Source organism: Bacillus cereus group sp. BfR-BA-01355, assembly GCF_022663675.1.
GTDB lineage: Bacteria > Bacillota > Bacilli > Bacillales > Bacillaceae_G > Bacillus_A > Bacillus_A thuringiensis_S.
The window spans coordinates 39,209-54,689 of record NZ_JAKUFY010000019.1; the positions used below are offsets into that span (position 1 = coordinate 39,209).

A 15,481-nucleotide genomic window follows, 5' to 3' on the forward strand; every position below is an offset into this window, starting at 1 on the left:
TTATAGCTTTTAAAGCAATTTATGCCCGCGGGTGATGCTTCATGTAAACAGAACGCAATCTTTCTTTAGAGACATGCGTATAAATTTGTGTGGTCGACAAATTCTCATGACCTAATAGCTCCTGTACAGTACGTAAATCCGCCCCTTCATCTAACATATGTGTAGCAAATGTATGCCTTAACATATGGGGACTTATTCGCATTGTCAGTGAAGCCTTTTTAATGAGTTCATTTAAAACATAACGCACTCCACGACTTGTTAGCGGTGTACCTTTCGCATTTAAAAACACCATACGAGAGTCTTCGTCAGTCTTATTAACTAACTGTTTTCTCCCATTCTCTATATAAGTAATTAAAGAATCTTGCGCATAGCTTCCGAACGGAATATACCTTTGTTTTTTTCCTTTTCCCATTACTAAAATTGTTCCCACCGCAAAGTCAATATCGGTAAGTTGTAAATTGACACATTCACTCACACGGATTCCAGTCGCATACATCAACTCTAATAAAGCTTGATTCCTTTGACCTAATGGCGTTTCCGTGTCAGAAACTTCAAATAATTCCTCTAACTCTTCAGCATATAAAAACTTTGGGATTGACAATTCTTTTTTGGGGAGTGACGCAAGTGCAAACGGATTATCTTTCCGATAACCTTCACGCATCAAAAAACGATATAAACTTCGTAAGCTTGATACTTTTCTTGCGACAGATTTACGGGCTAACTTTTCATCGTGCAACGTCGTTAAGTACAAACGAACATCCGCGTATGTAACGTCTAAAAAAGAGGATATGCCTTCTCGCTCCATAAATTGCACAAAATGTTCTAAATCATTTTGATAACTTGCAATTGTATATTTTGAATAATTTCTTTCAATTTGTAAATATCCAACGAATAATTGTAACAATTTCTTCACATTCACACAACTCACCTCAATAAAGGCTACTAAATCGTATCACAACTTAGTAGCCTTTGCAAGAAATTTAACTAAATATTTACAAAATTTTGAATTGTCTCTAAAGCGCGTGTTGCGTATGCTTCATTTCGTTCCGCTTTCTTTTTGATCTTCTTCTCTAACGGTGCAAATAGACCGAAGTTCGCATTCATCGGTTGGAAGTTTTTAGCGTTCGTTGCCGTAATGTAATTTGCCATGCTGCCCATCGCAGTTACTGACGGTAATACAACTGGCTCTTCACCTTGCACAAGACGTGCAGCATTAATTCCTGCTAATAATCCTGATGCTGCTGATTCAACATATCCCTCTACTCCAGTCATTTGACCAGCGAAGAATAAATCATCACGTTGTTTATATTGATATGTTGGACGAAGCAAATTAGGTGAATTAATAAACGTATTACGATGCATTACACCATAACGTACAATCTCTGCATTTTCCAGTCCCGGTATTAACTGTAGCACTTCTTTTTGTGGTCCCCACTTTAAATGCGTTTGGAAACCTACGATATTGTATAAAGTTCCTGCTGCATCATCTTGACGTAACTGAACAACAGCATATGGCGTTTTCCCTGTTTTTGGATCTTCCAATCCAACAGGTTTCATAGGTCCAAATACTAGCGTCTGTCTCCCTCTACTTGCCATAACTTCTACTGGCATACAACCTTCAAAGAAAATTTCTTTTTCAAACTCTTTTAAAGGCACTGTCTCAGCAGCAATTAAAGCCTCATAAAAACGGTCAAACTCTTCTTCTGTCATTGGGCAATTTAAATATGCAGCTTCCCCTTTGTCATAACGCGATTTTAAATATACTTTATTCATGTCAATACTGTCTTTTTCTACGATTGGTGCTGCCGCATCGTAGAAATAGAAATAATCTTCACCTGTTAGTTCTTTTAATTGTGCAGCAAGATCAGGAGATGTAAGTGGACCTGTTGCAATAATTGTTGGTCCTTCTGGAATTTCAGTAAGCTCTTCGTTCACTACCGTTACATTCGGATGGTTTTTTACGTATTCTGTTACTTTAGCTGCGAACTCATGACGGTCTACAGCTAACGCACCTCCAGCTGGTACAGAGCACTCATCTGCCGCACGAATAATTACAGAATCCATTAAACGCATTTCCTCTTTAATAACTCCAACTGCATTTGTTAAAGTGTTTGCACGAAGTGAGTTACTACATACTAATTCAGCAAATTTATCTGTGTGATGAGCTGGCGTTTGCCTTACCGGCCTCATTTCATATAATCTAACTTGGACACCACGTTTTGCAATTTGGTAAGCCGCTTCACTTCCTGCAAGACCTGCGCCAATGACGTTTACTACTTGTGTTGTCATATATATCACCTTTCCTTTTCTTCCCGAAAAAAATGTGAGCAGTTACGCTCACATTTGTTGTTCTTCTTCATAATCGCACGAAATACATTGTACTTGCACGCCTTTTTTCAACTTCTTCTCTACAAGCATGCCTTCACACTTCGGACATTTACGACCAATCGGCTTATCCCAAGATACAAAGTCACATTCTGGATACGTACCGCATCCATAGAAAAGGCGTTTCTTTTTGTTACTACGACGCTCAATAATTTGTCCTTCTTCACATTTCGGACAAGTTACACCGATTTCTTTCACAATCGGTTTTGTATTACGACAATCAGGGAAATTCGAACAAGCCATAAACTTCCCGTATTTACCCATTTTAAAGACCATTGGATGTCCGCATAATTCACAGTCTTCCCCAGCTGGCTCATCTTTAATTTCCACTTCACGCATTTCTTTTTCCGCTTTTTCTAAGCGCGGTTCAAATCCTACGTAGAAATCATCAACAATTTTCACCCAATTGGCATTTCCTTCTTCCACTTCATCAAGGCTTTGCTCCATATTGGCAGTAAATTCAATGTTAATAATTTCCGGGAAAAATTCTAAAATAAGTTCAATTACTATTTCACCAAGTTCAGTCGGAACGAAGCGTTTATTATCCAAGCCTACATATCCACGTTTTTGAATCGTTTCAAGTGTAGGTACATAAGTCGACGGTCTTCCAATTCCAAGTTCTTCAAGTGTTCTTACTAGACGAGCCTCTGTATAGCGCGGAGGAGGTTGTGTAAAATGTTGCTTCGGTTCTAAATCCTTCGAAAATACAGTTTCCCCTACTTCTAAAGGCGGCAACATCTTATCCTTTTCTTCAGCACCATCATCTTTCGACTCTACATACACTTTCATAAATCCTGGGAACTTTACAACCGATCCACTTGCACGGAACTGAACATTGTTATTAATGAGTCTCGCTGTCACAGTATCCATTATAGCAGACGCCATTTGACTTGCAACAAATCGCTCCCAAATCAATTTATATAATCGAAGTTGATCACGACTTAAGAAACTTTTTAGTTCCTCTGGCTTTCTCATTACCGAAGTAGGACGAATTGCCTCATGTGCATCTTGTGCATTTGACTTTTTCGTTTCTTTCTTCTTTTCTGTTCCTATGTATTCCGTACCATACGCTTCAGTGATGTAAGTACGAGCCTCTGTTTGAGCTGTTTCTGAGATACGTGTTGAATCAGTTCTCATATACGTAATAAGACCTACAGTTCCTTGTTTTCCAAGATCTATCCCTTCATACAATTGCTGTGCAAGCATCATCGTTTTCTTTGCTCGCATGTTTAACTTACGTGCTGCTTCTTGTTGCAAGGAAGATGTTGTAAACGGTAATGCAGGATTACGTTTTCGCTCTTTGCGCGTTACATTTTCAACTGAAAACGCATTGTCTTTCATCTGTTCAATTATTTCATTCACTTGCGTTTCATTCGTTAATTGAACCTTTTCCCCATCTACACCGTAAAAGCTTGCTTCAAATGTGTCTTTTCCTTTTACAAATTCTGTTTTAATTGTCCAGAATTCTTCAGGTTCAAAGCTTTGAATTTCCTTTTCACGTTCGATGATTAAACGAACTGCTACAGATTGTACACGCCCTGCACTTAATCCTTTTTTTACTTTCTTCCATAATAAAGGACTAATATTGTAACCAACAAGACGATCAAGTATACGTCTTGCTTGTTGTGCATCTACTAAATCCATATTAATTGCACGAGGATGTTTAAATGATTCTTTGATTGCATCTTTCGTAATCTCATTAAACACAACCCGACAATCTGATTCAACGTCCACATTTAACGTATTCGCTAAATGCCAAGCAATTGCTTCCCCTTCGCGGTCTGGATCGGCCGCGAGATAGACTTTCTTTGCTTTTTTCGCCGCTGATTTTAAATCTTTTAAGACGGGACCTTTACCACGAATGGTAATATACTTCGGGGTGAAGTTGTTCTTTACTTCTATCCCCATTTGACTTTTTGGCAAATCGCGAACATGTCCCATAGACGCGACAACTTTGTATTTTTTCCCTAAATATTTCTCAATGGTCTTCGCCTTAGAAGGCGACTCCACGATCACGAGGTAATCTGACATGCTAGTGCCTCCTTAAGAGGTGGATTCAAGTCTTCATTAATCTTATTGATTTCTCTTGTTTTTGTCAATCAAGAATGAATATACCATACAGTGCCAATCTACCATTTGTCAATAATTGTTTAATAAAAATTTAAAAATATAAGGTTAATTTAAAATCTCTTCCAAGATATCTTCTGCATTTCTTACTAATTTTGCTCCTTGTTGAATAAGATGATTCGTTCCCGATGCCCCCTCTATAAATATAGGTCCAGGAAGCGCAAACACCTCTCTATTTTGCTCTAACGCAAGGTCTGCAGTAATAAGTGTCCCACTTCTCGATTTCGCTTCTACAACTAAAACACCTTTACTTATACCACTAATAATCCGGTTCCTTTTTGGAAAATACCATTTTTTCGGTGCATAGTGCGGAGGATACTCTGTCAATAACAATATATATTCCTTCCACATTTCATATAAATGTCTATTTTCTTTCGGATACATAAACGACAATCCGTGCCCTAATATCCCAATAGTGGGACAATGATGCCTTACTGTAATCTCATGAGACATTGTATCTATCCCTTTTGCAAACCCACTGACAATAAGCCACTCTCTTTCTAATAAAGGGTGTAAAATAAATTTCAAGCTCTCATGACCATATAATGATGGTTCTCTCGTTCCAACAACTGCTAATTTATTTACTTTATTTAGAAAATCTTTCTCTCCTTTTCCATATAAAACGAAGGGAGGGTCTTGTATTTCACGTAATAATTGTGGATAATTTTCATCCCATATCGTTATATAAAAGATACGGTTTTTCTCTAAATAAGATATATATTGCGGAAGATTTGAACTTTGAAGAAATTCCACTAGTTCTGAAGATTTTTTCGAGGATATTCCAGTGTAGTGCTCCATTTGTTTTTCGTTAAAATTATATATGTTCTTTAATTCTGGATCGACATATAGTAGCCTCTCCATCGCTTTCCAATAATCTGCTAGCAAGTAATGAAGATGTAATAACCGCTCTCTTTTCATCTTGATTCTCCTTACCCATAATTTTTATTATGTAAACAGAAAAAAGTGTAAAAAGACACCCTCAAGTAAGAAGGTGTCTTTCAACAGATTAATAGTTTTTGCAAGTCTCAAATAGACCTTTTTCTTTTAAAACAGAGATTAGCGTTTCTCCCATAACTGCTGGAGTTTCAGCTACTTTAATGCCACAAGCTTCCATTGTTTTAATCTTTTCAGCAGCAGTTCCTTTACCACCAGAAATGATTGCACCAGCATGGCCCATACGTTTGCCAGCAGGCGCTGTTTGACCACCAATGAAGCCTACAACAGGTTTTGTCATATTAGCTTTTACCCATTCAGCTGCCTCTTCTTCTGCTGTACCGCCGATTTCACCAATCATAATTACAGCATGTGTTTCTTCATCTTCATTAAATGCTTTTAACGCATCAATAAAGTCTGTACCGTTAACAGGGTCTCCACCGATACCTACAGCAGTAGATTGGCCAATACCTTCTTGTGTTAATTGATGTACAGCTTCATACGTTAATGTACCAGAGCGAGATACGATACCAACATGACCTTTTTTATGAATATATCCTGGCATAATACCAATCTTACATTCATCTGGTGTGATTACACCTGGGCAGTTTGGTCCAAGTAAACGTGTATGTTTACCAGCCATATATCTCTTTACGTTTACCATATCTAATACAGGAATTCCTTCAGTAATACATACTACTAAATCAATTTCTGCATCAACTGCTTCCATAATTGCATCTGCCGCAAAAGCGGGTGGAACGTATACAACTGAAGCGTTTGCGCCTGTTGCTTTCACTGCATCTTCTACTGTATCAAATACTGGTACACCTTCAATATCAGTGCCGCCTTTACCTGGTGTTACACCACCGACAATTTTCGTACCGTATTCAATCATTTGTTTTGTATGGAATAAACCTTGAGAACCTGTAATACCTTGAACAATAACTTTTGTATCTTTATTAACTAATACGCTCATTTTTCTCCCCCGCTTTCTATTAGCCCACTAGTGAAACAATTTTTTGTGCACCGTCTGCCATAGATTCTGCTGCAACAATATTTAAGCCAGACTCATTTAAAATTTTCTTACCTAGTTCTACGTTTGTACCTTCAAGACGTACAACTAAAGGTAACTCAAGACCTACTTGTTTCGTTGCTTCAATAACACCTTCTGCAATAACATCACACTTCATAATACCACCAAAAATGTTAACGAAGATACCTTTTACATTTTTGTCAGAAAGGATAATTTTGAATGCTTCTGTAACTTTTTCAGCAGTTGCACCGCCACCAACATCTAAGAAGTTAGCTGGGTCACCGTGGTAATGTTTAATGATATCCATTGTAGCCATCGCTAAACCTGCACCATTAACCATACAACCGATATTTCCATCTAAAGGAATGTAGTTTAAATCGTATTTTGAAGCTTCAATTTCTTTTGAATCCTCTTCATCAAGATCACGAAGCTCTAAAATGTCTTTATGGCGATATAACGCATTAGAATCAAAGTTTAATTTTGCATCTAATGCCATAACTTTACCTTCACCTGTTGTAACAAGTGGGTTAATCTCAGCGATAGAGCAATCTTTTTCGATAAACGCACGGTATAAGCCCATCATAAACTTCACAGCTTGTCCTACAAGCTCTTTTGGAATATTGATGTTAAATGCAATTCGGCGTGCTTGGAAACCTTGTAAGCCTACTGCTGGATCAATATATTCTTTAAAGATTTTTTCAGGTGTTTTTTCTGCTACTTCTTCAATTTCTGTTCCGCCTTCTTCAGACGCCATTAAAACAACTTGAGAAGTTGCACGATCTAAAACTAGACCTACATAATATTCTTTTTTAATATCGCAACCTTCTTCGATAAGTAAGCGTTTTACTTCCTTACCTTCAGGACCTGTTTGATGTGTCACAAGTGTAGTTCCTAAAATGCTTTCTGCATATGTACGAACTTCATCTAAATTTTTTGCAACTTTTACTCCGCCAGCTTTGCCGCGTCCACCAGCGTGAATTTGTGCTTTCACTACACATACATCTGTTCCTAGTTCTTTCGCTGCTTCTACAGCTTCTTCTACTGTAAATGCAACCTTCCCGTTCGGAACGCTAACCCCATAGCTTCTAAGGACTGCCTTACCTTGGTACTCATGGATATTCATGGTCCCATCCTCCCCTGTTTTCCTGTTTTACTCGAAAAGTTTTTTAATGTTTAAAAAACATTACATTGCCATTGTATAAGATGATTGGCACGCTGTCTACAATAAAGTGTCAGAAAACTGAAATCGCTTTATTCTTTTTCGAAAATAGTAATGTTTATATGCCAAAATAAAAAATAAGCTGTATATTTACAGCTTATTTTTGAATCATATCTTTAATTGGCGCGAATGACTTTCGGTGTTCATCTAATACTCCATGCACTTCAATTGCCTCTAAATGTTGCTTTGTGCCATATCCCATATGTTGCTCAAATCCGTATTCAGGATACTTTTCTCCCAGTTCTTTCATCATACGATCTCTCGTTACTTTCGCAATAATAGATGCAGCTGAAATAGAAATACTTTTCGCATCACCTTTAATAATTGAGGTTTGCGGAATTGGTGTAGGAAGCTTCATCGCATCAATTAATAAATGTTGGGGTGTACAAGATAAATTTGCAACTGCATCTAACATTGCTTGTTTCGTTGCTTGGTAAATATTAATGTCATCAATAACTTGCGGTGATACAATTCCTACTCCAATTGCAATTGCTTGTACTTTTATTTCATCATAAAAACGCTCACGTTTCGCTTCACTCAGCTTTTTTGAGTCATTTAACCCTGGAATATAAAAATCCTCTGGAAGGACGACAGCTGCCGTCACAACAGGCCCAGCCAACGGGCCACGCCCTACTTCATCAATACCCGCGATATATGTGACCCCTTTTTCACGCAAAGCATTTTCATACTTGGACATTTCAAAAAAATTCTCTTTTTCTTTCTGTTCTAACTCTTTTTGTTTATACCACTTCAAAACGAGCTTTTGAACGCCTTTTCGCTCATCTTTCATTAACAGTTGAAAGCGATCATCTTCTTCATTCATAATTTCTTTCAATACATTTTCCGCTTCTTTTATCGTCATTTTTTGCATTTATACAAACTCCTTTTTAAACGTATCCAAAAAGAAAAGACGCACAAACGCACGTCTTATACTTCTTCTATTTTTTCCACATCTTCTACTTGCTCTGCAAACTCTTCCGGTGTTTCAAACGTCATTTTTCCAAGTTTGCCACCACGAAGCTCACGAAGTACAAGCTCAGATGTCTTATCATAATCAATCATTCCGCCGCCCATTAAGCAGCCTCTATTTTTTCCAATTGCATCGAATAATTCCACAATATCTTCTGGAATCTCATTTAAATTATAGCGTTCTTTCAAGCGTTCTGGATAATGTTTCTCCATAAAACGTAATGCGTAAACAGCTACATCTTGTAAATTTAAAATTGAATCTTTAATTGCACCCGTCGTCGCTAAGCGAAGACCCACTAATTGATCTTCAAATTTAGGCCACAGAATACCTGGCGTATCTAACAATTCCATTTCCTTCCCAACTTTAATCCATTGTTGAGCTGTTGTCACACCTGGACGATCTCCTGTTTTAGCAATATTTTTCTTTGCCAATTTATTAATTAATGTAGATTTACCAACATTTGGTATACCTACAATTAATGCACGAATCGCTCTCGGTCTAATACCTTTTGCAACCATTTTATCAAATTTTTCTTTAACAAGCACTTTACAAGCTGCTGCAATTTCTTTCATACCTTGTCCAGCTTGCGCGTTAATCGAAATTGCCATATGACCTTTTTCTTTAAAATATGCGATCCATTGTTTTGTTAAACGGTCATCTGCCATATCCGCTTTATTTAAAACAACAAGCCTTGGCTTATGTGTAATGATTTCATCAATCATTGGGTTTCGAGATGATAATGGTAATCGAGCATCTACAAGTTCAATTACAACATCAATTAATTTTAATTTCTCCGTTACTTGGCGTCTAGCCTTCGCCATATGCCCTGGAAACCATTGAATTACCATGTTGCCACCTTCTTTTTCATTTATTTCACAATACGTGCGTCTTCTAACGGCCAATATAACATATTAGCTTTACCAATTACTTGATCCATTGAAATCGTACCGATTGAACGGCTATCTTTACTAAAACGACGATTATCACCTAAAACAAATAATTGATCTTTTGGAACGGTTTTCTTGCCTGTCATTTCTTCAAGATTAAAATCATATGTAAGCGGTCCGTCAGCAATTTGCTTTTTCTGCTTGTCTAAATACGGCTCCTCATAAGCCTTTCCGTTAACATACAGCTTATCATTACGATACTCTATTTCATCGCCCGGTAGGCCTATAATGCGCTTAATGTAATCTTTATCTTCTGTTGCTCGAAATACAATAATATCAAAGCGTTTTGGATCTCCAATGTGATAACCAATTTTATTTACAATCATTCGATCACGATCATGTAAAGTAGGTGCCATCGATACCCCGTCTACGAGAATTGGCGCAAAGAAAAACTGTCTAATAACACCAGCTAATACAACAGCAATCAAAATTGCTTTAATCCATTCCCAAAGTGAACTCTTCTCTTTTTTCATGCATTTCCCCTCCACGGTTATGTAAGCTGTTCGTATTATACCAAAATTTCATATAGATTGGAAAAAGGGAGCTTGTGCATTTACAAGCTCCCATACATGTCTTATCGAATTTCTTTAATACGTGCTTTTTTACCGCGAAGGTTACGTAAGTAGTATAACTTAGCACGACGTACTTTACCACGGCGAAGTACTTCGATTTTCGCGATTCTTGGCGTGTGAACTGGGAATGTACGCTCAACACCTACACCGTAAGAAATCTTACGAACTGTGAATGTTTCACTAATTCCGCCACCACGACGTTTAATTACAACACCTTCGAAAAGCTGAATTCTTTCACGAGTTCCCTCAACAACTTTTACGTGTACACGTAAAGTGTCACCAGGACGGAATGAAGGAAGGTCAGTTTTTAATTGGCCTTTTGTAATTTCTGCGATTAATTGTTGCATATTAAATTCTCTCCTTTAAACAGATGCTCTTATAAAGTCTTAATAAATTACAGCGGAACATCGTTAATACGGCTACTGATTTCAGTAGCACAAATGTTATAATAGCATATTACTAGGCCTGTTGCAATAGCAAATATATGAAGTTATTACTGCTCTCGCTTTATTTCCTCAAGCCATTTTTTCTCTTGTTTAGATAGATCTCTATCATCTAACAAATCAGGTCTACGCGTATACGTACGGCGCAAAGATTCCTTATGTCGCCATTCGTCAATATTTTTATGATTCCCTGACATTAATACATCCGGTACCTTCATACCACGAAAATCAGCCGGACGTGTATAATGAGGATGCTCTAATAAACCTGTACTAAACGAATCCTCTACTTGTGAAGCATGATTTCCTAACACGCCTGGCAAGAGACGTACAACACTATCAGTAATAACCATAGAAGCTAATTCTCCGCCCGTTAATACATAGTCACCAATAGAAATCTCATCCGTTACGAGATGCTCACGAATTCGTTCGTCATACCCTTCATAATGCCCACATACAAAGATCAAATGTTCTTCCCCTGCAAGCTCTTCCGCTTTCTTCTGCGTAAATCTTTCGCCCTGCGGACACATTAAGACAACTCTCGGCTTACGCTCTGTCTCTTTCGTCAAATCTTCTACAGCGTCAAAAATAGGCTGAGGAGTAAGCACCATACCAGCTCCTCCGCCGTAAGGATAATCGTCTACGCTATTATGCTTACTTGTTGTATAATCACGAAAGTTAACAACACGAAGGTTTACCGCTTCCTTTTCTTGTGCCTTCTTTAATATAGAAGATCCAAATACACCGGTAAACATGTCTGGGAACAACGTTAAAATATCAATTTTCATTATAGCAATCCTTCCATTACATGAATGGTTACTAATTTATTTTCAATATTAACTTGAAGTACAACGTCATCAATATAAGGAATTAAGAGATCTTGACCCTTCGGACGTTTAATCACCCAAACATCATTTGCACCAGGAGAGAGAATCTCTTTGATTGTCCCTAGCGCTTCTCCTTCTTCCGTTACAACGCTGCAACCAATAATTTCGTGATAGTAGTATTCACCTTCAGCAAGTTCACCTAACTGCTCTTCCGGTACTTTTATTAAAGAACCTTTAAACTTCTCTACTTCATCTACATTGTTATATCCTTCAAATGTTAATAAATCGAATGTCTTATGTTGGCGATGAGAAGTTACCTTCACTGGAAGATAGTCTGTGTCTTTCTCATTCGATATGTATAGCGTGTTTCCTACTTTATATCGCTCTTCTGGAAAATCAGTACGAGAAATCACACGGATTTCTCCTCTTACTCCATGAGTATTTACAATTTTCCCTACGTTAAACCACTTTGTCATAAATAGTATGTCACCCCTGGTTTCTATATAAATTAAGCATCTCCATTTCATAGATGGAACATGCAATCTCTATTTAAATGTTAAAAAAGGGAGAGGAATAACTCCTCGCCCTTTTTACGTTTATTGAATTTCCAGTGTTACTTTTTCATCATTATGATGTCCCACTGAATACAAGAGCATTCGAATCGCTTTCGCGACTCTCCCTTGCTTTCCAATGACTTTTCCAACATCCTCAGGATGTACAGTTAATCGATACTTTATCTCTCCGTTGCAAAGTTCCTGTGTAACTTTTACATCTTCAGGATGATCGACAAGAGGCTTGACAATCGTCTCGACTAACTTCTTCATAGTCATTGCCTCAATTACTTACCTTGTTTAGATAAGTGGAATTTCTCCATGATACCTTGGTTAGAGAATAAGTTACGAACTGTATCAGATGGTTTAGCACCATTTCCTAACCATTTTAATGCTGCTTCTTCGTCGATCTTAACTTCAGCTGGTTGAGCAACTGGATTGTAAGTTCCGATTTCCTCAATGAAACGTCCGTCACGAGGAGAACGAGAATCTGCAACAACTACACGATAGAAAGGAGTTTTTTTAGCTCCCATACGTTTTAAACGAATTTTAACTGCCATTTATAAAGCACCTCCGAATTTATTTCACACAGATAATTATATTAGCAAAAAGACTATTGCTTTGTAAAGTATTTTTTCTTAACAGAGCCATCTTTTTTCCTTACATGAATGGAAACTTCAATCCACCTAGTCCTTTTTTCTTGCCTTTTTGCATTCCCGTCATCGTCTTCATCATTTTTTTCATGTCATCGAATTGCTTAATTAGACGATTGATTTCTTGTACAGTTGTACCGCTACCTTTGGCAATGCGCTTTTTGCGACTAGCATTGATTATTTCCGGTTGTTCTCGTTCTAATTTAGTCATAGAACGAATAATTGCCTCAATATGCCCAATTTGTTTTTCATCAACTTGCGCATTTTTCAGCCCTTTAATTTTATTTGCACCAGGAAGCATTCCTAACAATTCATCAAGCGGTCCAAGTTGACGCACTTGTCCAAGTTGTTCTAGGAAATCGTCAAGCGTAAACGAAAGCGTACGCATTTTTTGCTCAAGTTCTTTTGCTTTCTCTTCATCAACTGTAGCTTGCGCTTTTTCAATCAATGTTAAGACATCGCCCATCCCTAAAATACGGGATGCCATACGCTCTGGATGGAACGCTTCAATTGCATCTAGTTTTTCACCCATACCAGCAAATTTAATCGGTGTGTTTGTTACAGCCTTAATAGATAATGCAGCACCACCGCGGGTATCACCATCTAATTTCGTTAATACAACACCTGTTAAACCTAACTGTTCATGGAAACTTTGTGCAACATTTACCGCGTCTTGTCCCGTCATCGCATCGACAACAAGGAAAATTTCATCCGGTTTCGCAACTTCTTTAACTTTCGCTAATTCATCCATTAGTTCTTCATCAATATGCAGGCGACCCGCTGTATCGATTAAAACATAATCATGATGATCTTCTTTTGCTTTTGCAATCGCTTGTTTCGCAATTTCAACAGGACTTACTTGATCTCCTAAAGAAAATACAGGCATGTCCAATTGCTTCCCTAATGTTTCAAGCTGTTTAATCGCTGCTGGACGGTAAATATCCGCTGCAACAAGCATCGGTTTACGATTATGCTTTTTACGAAGCAAATTCGCAAGCTTACCTGTCGTCGTTGTTTTACCCGCACCTTGCAGACCAACCATCATAATAACAGTCGGTGGCTTATTAGCAACAGCAATTTTGCTTTGCTCTCCGCCCATAAGTTCTGTAAGTTCTTCCTGTACAACTTTAATTACTTGTTGTCCAGGTGTCAAACTTTTCATTACATCTTGTCCGACAGCACGTTCAGACACACGCTTCACAAAATCTTTTACTACTTTAAAGTTAACATCTGCTTCTAAAAGAGCTAGACGAACTTCTCTCATCATTTCTTTCACATCGGCTTCAGAAACTTTTCCTTTGCCGCGGATTTTTTGCATTGTCTGTTGAAGTCGGTCGGCTAATCCTTCAAATGCCATATTGCCGCCCTCCTAATCTAATTTTTCGATAGCTTCAACAACTTGTTTCATTTCTTCATTCACATGCTCTTCTTCGCTGATTAGCTGTTTTAGCTTTGCAACAAGTCGCTGTCGCTCTTGAAACTTTTGAAGTAATACTAATTTTTCTTCATATTCTTCAAGCATCGCTTCAGTCCGTTTAATGTTATCATACACGGCTTGGCGACTTACATCAAATTCTTCCGCAATTTCACCAAGAGATAAATCATCTAGATAATAAAGCGACATATAACTTCTTTGTTTTTGCGTTAACAACGATTGATAAAAATCAAACAAATAGTTCATTCTCGTTGTTTTTTCGAGCATGTTGGATCATCCTTTGTTAAGTGATTTCCCTTTACATAAGTTAGTTTACATGGAGTCCAAAAGAGTGTCAAGTTTTTTTCTTAACATCATATATTTTTATAGAAAAAGAAGCGGAAATACCGCTTCTTTCGCTTACGCTTCTTCTGTTTCTACTAAGTTCGCAAATAAACCATACACATATTGTTCTGGATCAAACTGCTGCAAGTCATCCATTTGCTCTCCTAATCCAACAAACTTCACCGGTACATCAATTTCGTTACGAATCGCTAATACAATACCACCTTTAGCAGTTCCATCTAACTTCGTTAAAACAATACCTGTTACATTCGTTGCTTCACGGAATGTTTTCGCTTGGCTTAAACCGTTTTGTCCTGTTGTTGCATCAATAACAAGCAATACTTCATGAGGAGCACCTGGTACTTCACGCTCAATTACACGCTTCACCTTCTCTAACTCTTTCATTAAGTTTACTTTATTTTGCAAGCGTCCTGCTGTGTCACATAGTAATACATCTACCTTACGTGCTTTTGCAGCTTGTACAGCGTCATACATAACCGCCGCTGGATCAGATCCAGATCCTTGTTTAATCACTTCTACACCAACGCGATCGCCCCATACTTCTAATTGTTCAATCGCCCCAGCACGGAATGTGTCTCCTGCCGCCAATAAGACTGACTTACCTTCTGATTTAAACTTATGCGCCAGTTTACCAATTGTCGTCGTTTTTCCTACACCGTTAACACCAACAAATAAAACAACCGTTAATTGGTCTTCTTGCATATTAATTTCGTTACTAAAATCGCTGTCACCTTTGTAAATTCCTACTAGTTTTTCTGAAATAACAGCTTGTACTTCTTTTGGATCTTGAATGTTACGACGTTGTACTTCTTCTTTCAATTGATCAATTAATTCCATTACCGTTGCAACGCCAACGTCTGCACCGATTAAGATTTCTTCTAACTCTTCGAAGAAATCTTCGTCCACTTTACGGTAACGATACACTAAATCATTCACTTTATCCGCAAATGAATTTCTAGTTTTTTCTAATCCGTGTTTAAATTTCTCTGTAACTGTATCCGTTTGTTTTGAAATTTTTTCTTTTAGTTTTTTAAAAAAACTCAT

General features: G+C 37.7%; 17 protein-coding genes. All 17 read right to left on the minus strand.

Annotated features, from left to right (window positions below):
• Window positions 1–19: 19 nt before the first annotated feature.
• Window positions 20–919 carry a tyrosine recombinase XerC gene (gene xerC / locus MR167_RS08960; protein ID WP_001101244.1) on the minus strand — a complete coding sequence of 300 codons (900 nt, stop codon included), beginning with the start codon at window positions 917–919 and terminating at the stop codon, window positions 20–22.
• 65 nt (window positions 920–984) lie between these two features.
• Window positions 985–2,289: an FADH(2)-oxidizing methylenetetrahydrofolate--tRNA-(uracil(54)-C(5))-methyltransferase TrmFO gene (trmFO, locus tag MR167_RS08965; RefSeq protein ID WP_000213006.1), complete on the minus strand. Its 1,305-nt coding sequence runs from the start codon at window positions 2,287–2,289 to the stop codon at window positions 985–987.
• Between the two features lie 48 nt (window positions 2,290–2,337).
• On the minus strand, window positions 2,338–4,416 hold the full coding sequence (gene topA / locus MR167_RS08970) for a type I DNA topoisomerase (RefSeq protein WP_001286957.1): 2,079 nt from the start codon (window positions 4,414–4,416) through the stop codon (window positions 2,338–2,340).
• Between the two features lie 144 nt (window positions 4,417–4,560).
• The gene (dprA, locus tag MR167_RS08975) at window positions 4,561–5,430 is read right to left on the minus strand and encodes a DNA-processing protein DprA (RefSeq protein ID WP_106081596.1); all 870 of its coding nucleotides are present in this window, start codon (window positions 5,428–5,430) and stop codon (window positions 4,561–4,563) included.
• Between the two features lie 88 nt (window positions 5,431–5,518).
• On the minus strand, window positions 5,519–6,421 hold the full coding sequence (gene sucD / locus MR167_RS08980) for a succinate--CoA ligase subunit alpha (RefSeq protein ID WP_000115178.1): 903 nt from the start codon (window positions 6,419–6,421) through the stop codon (window positions 5,519–5,521).
• A 19-nt stretch (window positions 6,422–6,440) separates the two neighbouring features.
• Window positions 6,441–7,601 (minus strand): ADP-forming succinate--CoA ligase subunit beta, encoded by a 1,161-nt coding sequence (gene sucC, locus MR167_RS08985; RefSeq protein ID WP_001020791.1) that lies wholly within the window; start codon window positions 7,599–7,601, stop codon window positions 6,441–6,443.
• A 193-nt stretch (window positions 7,602–7,794) separates the two neighbouring features.
• Window positions 7,795–8,568, minus strand: coding sequence for a ribonuclease HII (locus MR167_RS08990; RefSeq protein ID WP_001171121.1), 774 nt, complete (start codon window positions 8,566–8,568; stop codon window positions 7,795–7,797).
• A gap of 56 nt (window positions 8,569–8,624) precedes the next feature.
• Complete coding sequence (ylqF, locus tag MR167_RS08995) at window positions 8,625–9,515, minus strand: ribosome biogenesis GTPase YlqF (protein WP_000236702.1); 891 nt, start codon at window positions 9,513–9,515, stop codon at window positions 8,625–8,627.
• 20 nt (window positions 9,516–9,535) lie between these two features.
• Window positions 9,536–10,087 carry a signal peptidase I gene (gene lepB, locus MR167_RS09000; RefSeq protein WP_000711853.1) on the minus strand — a complete coding sequence of 184 codons (552 nt, stop codon included), beginning with the start codon at window positions 10,085–10,087 and terminating at the stop codon, window positions 9,536–9,538.
• Between the two features lie 101 nt (window positions 10,088–10,188).
• Window positions 10,189–10,533, minus strand: coding sequence for a 50S ribosomal protein L19 (rplS, locus tag MR167_RS09005; RefSeq protein ID WP_001186516.1), 345 nt, complete (start codon window positions 10,531–10,533; stop codon window positions 10,189–10,191).
• Between the two features lie 146 nt (window positions 10,534–10,679).
• Entirely contained in the window at window positions 10,680–11,414 is a 735-nt protein-coding gene (gene trmD / locus MR167_RS09010) for a tRNA (guanosine(37)-N1)-methyltransferase TrmD (RefSeq protein WP_000686901.1), read from the minus strand.
• Window positions 11,414–11,929: a ribosome maturation factor RimM gene (gene rimM / locus MR167_RS09015; RefSeq protein WP_000170272.1), complete on the minus strand. Its 516-nt coding sequence runs from the start codon at window positions 11,927–11,929 to the stop codon at window positions 11,414–11,416. Before rimM ends, trmD begins: the two co-directional genes overlap by 1 nt.
• 120 nt (window positions 11,930–12,049) lie before the next feature.
• Window positions 12,050–12,277: a KH domain-containing protein gene (locus tag MR167_RS09020; protein ID WP_000737393.1), complete on the minus strand. Its 228-nt coding sequence runs from the start codon at window positions 12,275–12,277 to the stop codon at window positions 12,050–12,052.
• A 14-nt stretch (window positions 12,278–12,291) separates the two neighbouring features.
• Window positions 12,292–12,564, minus strand: a complete 273-nt coding sequence (gene rpsP, locus MR167_RS09025) for a 30S ribosomal protein S16 (protein ID WP_000268748.1) — start codon at window positions 12,562–12,564, stop codon at window positions 12,292–12,294.
• 100 nt (window positions 12,565–12,664) lie between these two features.
• A complete protein-coding gene (ffh, locus tag MR167_RS09030; protein WP_000863460.1) occupies window positions 12,665–14,014 on the minus strand; it encodes a signal recognition particle protein in 1,350 nt (449 codons plus the stop codon).
• A gap of 12 nt (window positions 14,015–14,026) precedes the next feature.
• Window positions 14,027–14,359 carry a putative DNA-binding protein gene (locus MR167_RS09035; RefSeq protein WP_000891062.1) on the minus strand — a complete coding sequence of 111 codons (333 nt, stop codon included), beginning with the start codon at window positions 14,357–14,359 and terminating at the stop codon, window positions 14,027–14,029.
• 132 nt (window positions 14,360–14,491) lie between these two features.
• A complete protein-coding gene (gene ftsY / locus MR167_RS09040) occupies window positions 14,492–15,481 on the minus strand; it encodes a signal recognition particle-docking protein FtsY (protein ID WP_000007640.1) in 990 nt (329 codons plus the stop codon).

What these genes read in the sequence shown, in the direction of transcription:
- trmD (WP_000686901.1), bottom strand. Translation starts at nt 11,414, where the DNA reads ATGAAAATTGATATTTTAACGTTGTTCCCAGACATGTTTACCGGTGTA.
- MR167_RS08990 (WP_001171121.1), bottom strand. Translation starts at nt 8,568, where the DNA reads ATGCAAAAAATGACGATAAAAGAAGCGGAAAATGTATTGAAAGAAATT.
- sucD (WP_000115178.1), bottom strand. Translation starts at nt 6,421, where the DNA reads ATGAGCGTATTAGTTAATAAAGATACAAAAGTTATTGTTCAAGGTATT.
- topA (WP_001286957.1), bottom strand. Translation starts at nt 4,416, where the DNA reads ATGTCAGATTACCTCGTGATCGTGGAGTCGCCTTCTAAGGCGAAGACC.
- rpsP (WP_000268748.1), bottom strand. Translation starts at nt 12,564, where the DNA reads ATGGCAGTTAAAATTCGTTTAAAACGTATGGGAGCTAAAAAAACTCCT.
- rplS (WP_001186516.1), bottom strand. Translation starts at nt 10,533, where the DNA reads ATGCAACAATTAATCGCAGAAATTACAAAAGGCCAATTAAAAACTGAC.
- rimM (WP_000170272.1), bottom strand. Translation starts at nt 11,929, where the DNA reads ATGACAAAGTGGTTTAACGTAGGGAAAATTGTAAATACTCATGGAGTA.
- sucC (WP_001020791.1), bottom strand. Translation starts at nt 7,601, where the DNA reads ATGAATATCCATGAGTACCAAGGTAAGGCAGTCCTTAGAAGCTATGGG.
- MR167_RS09020 (WP_000737393.1), bottom strand. Translation starts at nt 12,277, where the DNA reads ATGAAGAAGTTAGTCGAGACGATTGTCAAGCCTCTTGTCGATCATCCT.
- ftsY (WP_000007640.1), bottom strand. Translation starts at nt 15,481, where the DNA reads ATGAGTTTTTTTAAAAAACTAAAAGAAAAAATTTCAAAACAAACGGAT.
- ffh (WP_000863460.1), bottom strand. Translation starts at nt 14,014, where the DNA reads ATGGCATTTGAAGGATTAGCCGACCGACTTCAACAGACAATGCAAAAA.
- lepB (WP_000711853.1), bottom strand. Translation starts at nt 10,087, where the DNA reads ATGAAAAAAGAGAAGAGTTCACTTTGGGAATGGATTAAAGCAATTTTG.
- dprA (WP_106081596.1), bottom strand. Translation starts at nt 5,430, where the DNA reads ATGAAAAGAGAGCGGTTATTACATCTTCATTACTTGCTAGCAGATTAT.
- ylqF (WP_000236702.1), bottom strand. Translation starts at nt 9,515, where the DNA reads ATGGTAATTCAATGGTTTCCAGGGCATATGGCGAAGGCTAGACGCCAA.
- MR167_RS09035 (WP_000891062.1), bottom strand. Translation starts at nt 14,359, where the DNA reads ATGCTCGAAAAAACAACGAGAATGAACTATTTGTTTGATTTTTATCAA.
- trmFO (WP_000213006.1), bottom strand. Translation starts at nt 2,289, where the DNA reads ATGACAACACAAGTAGTAAACGTCATTGGCGCAGGTCTTGCAGGAAGT.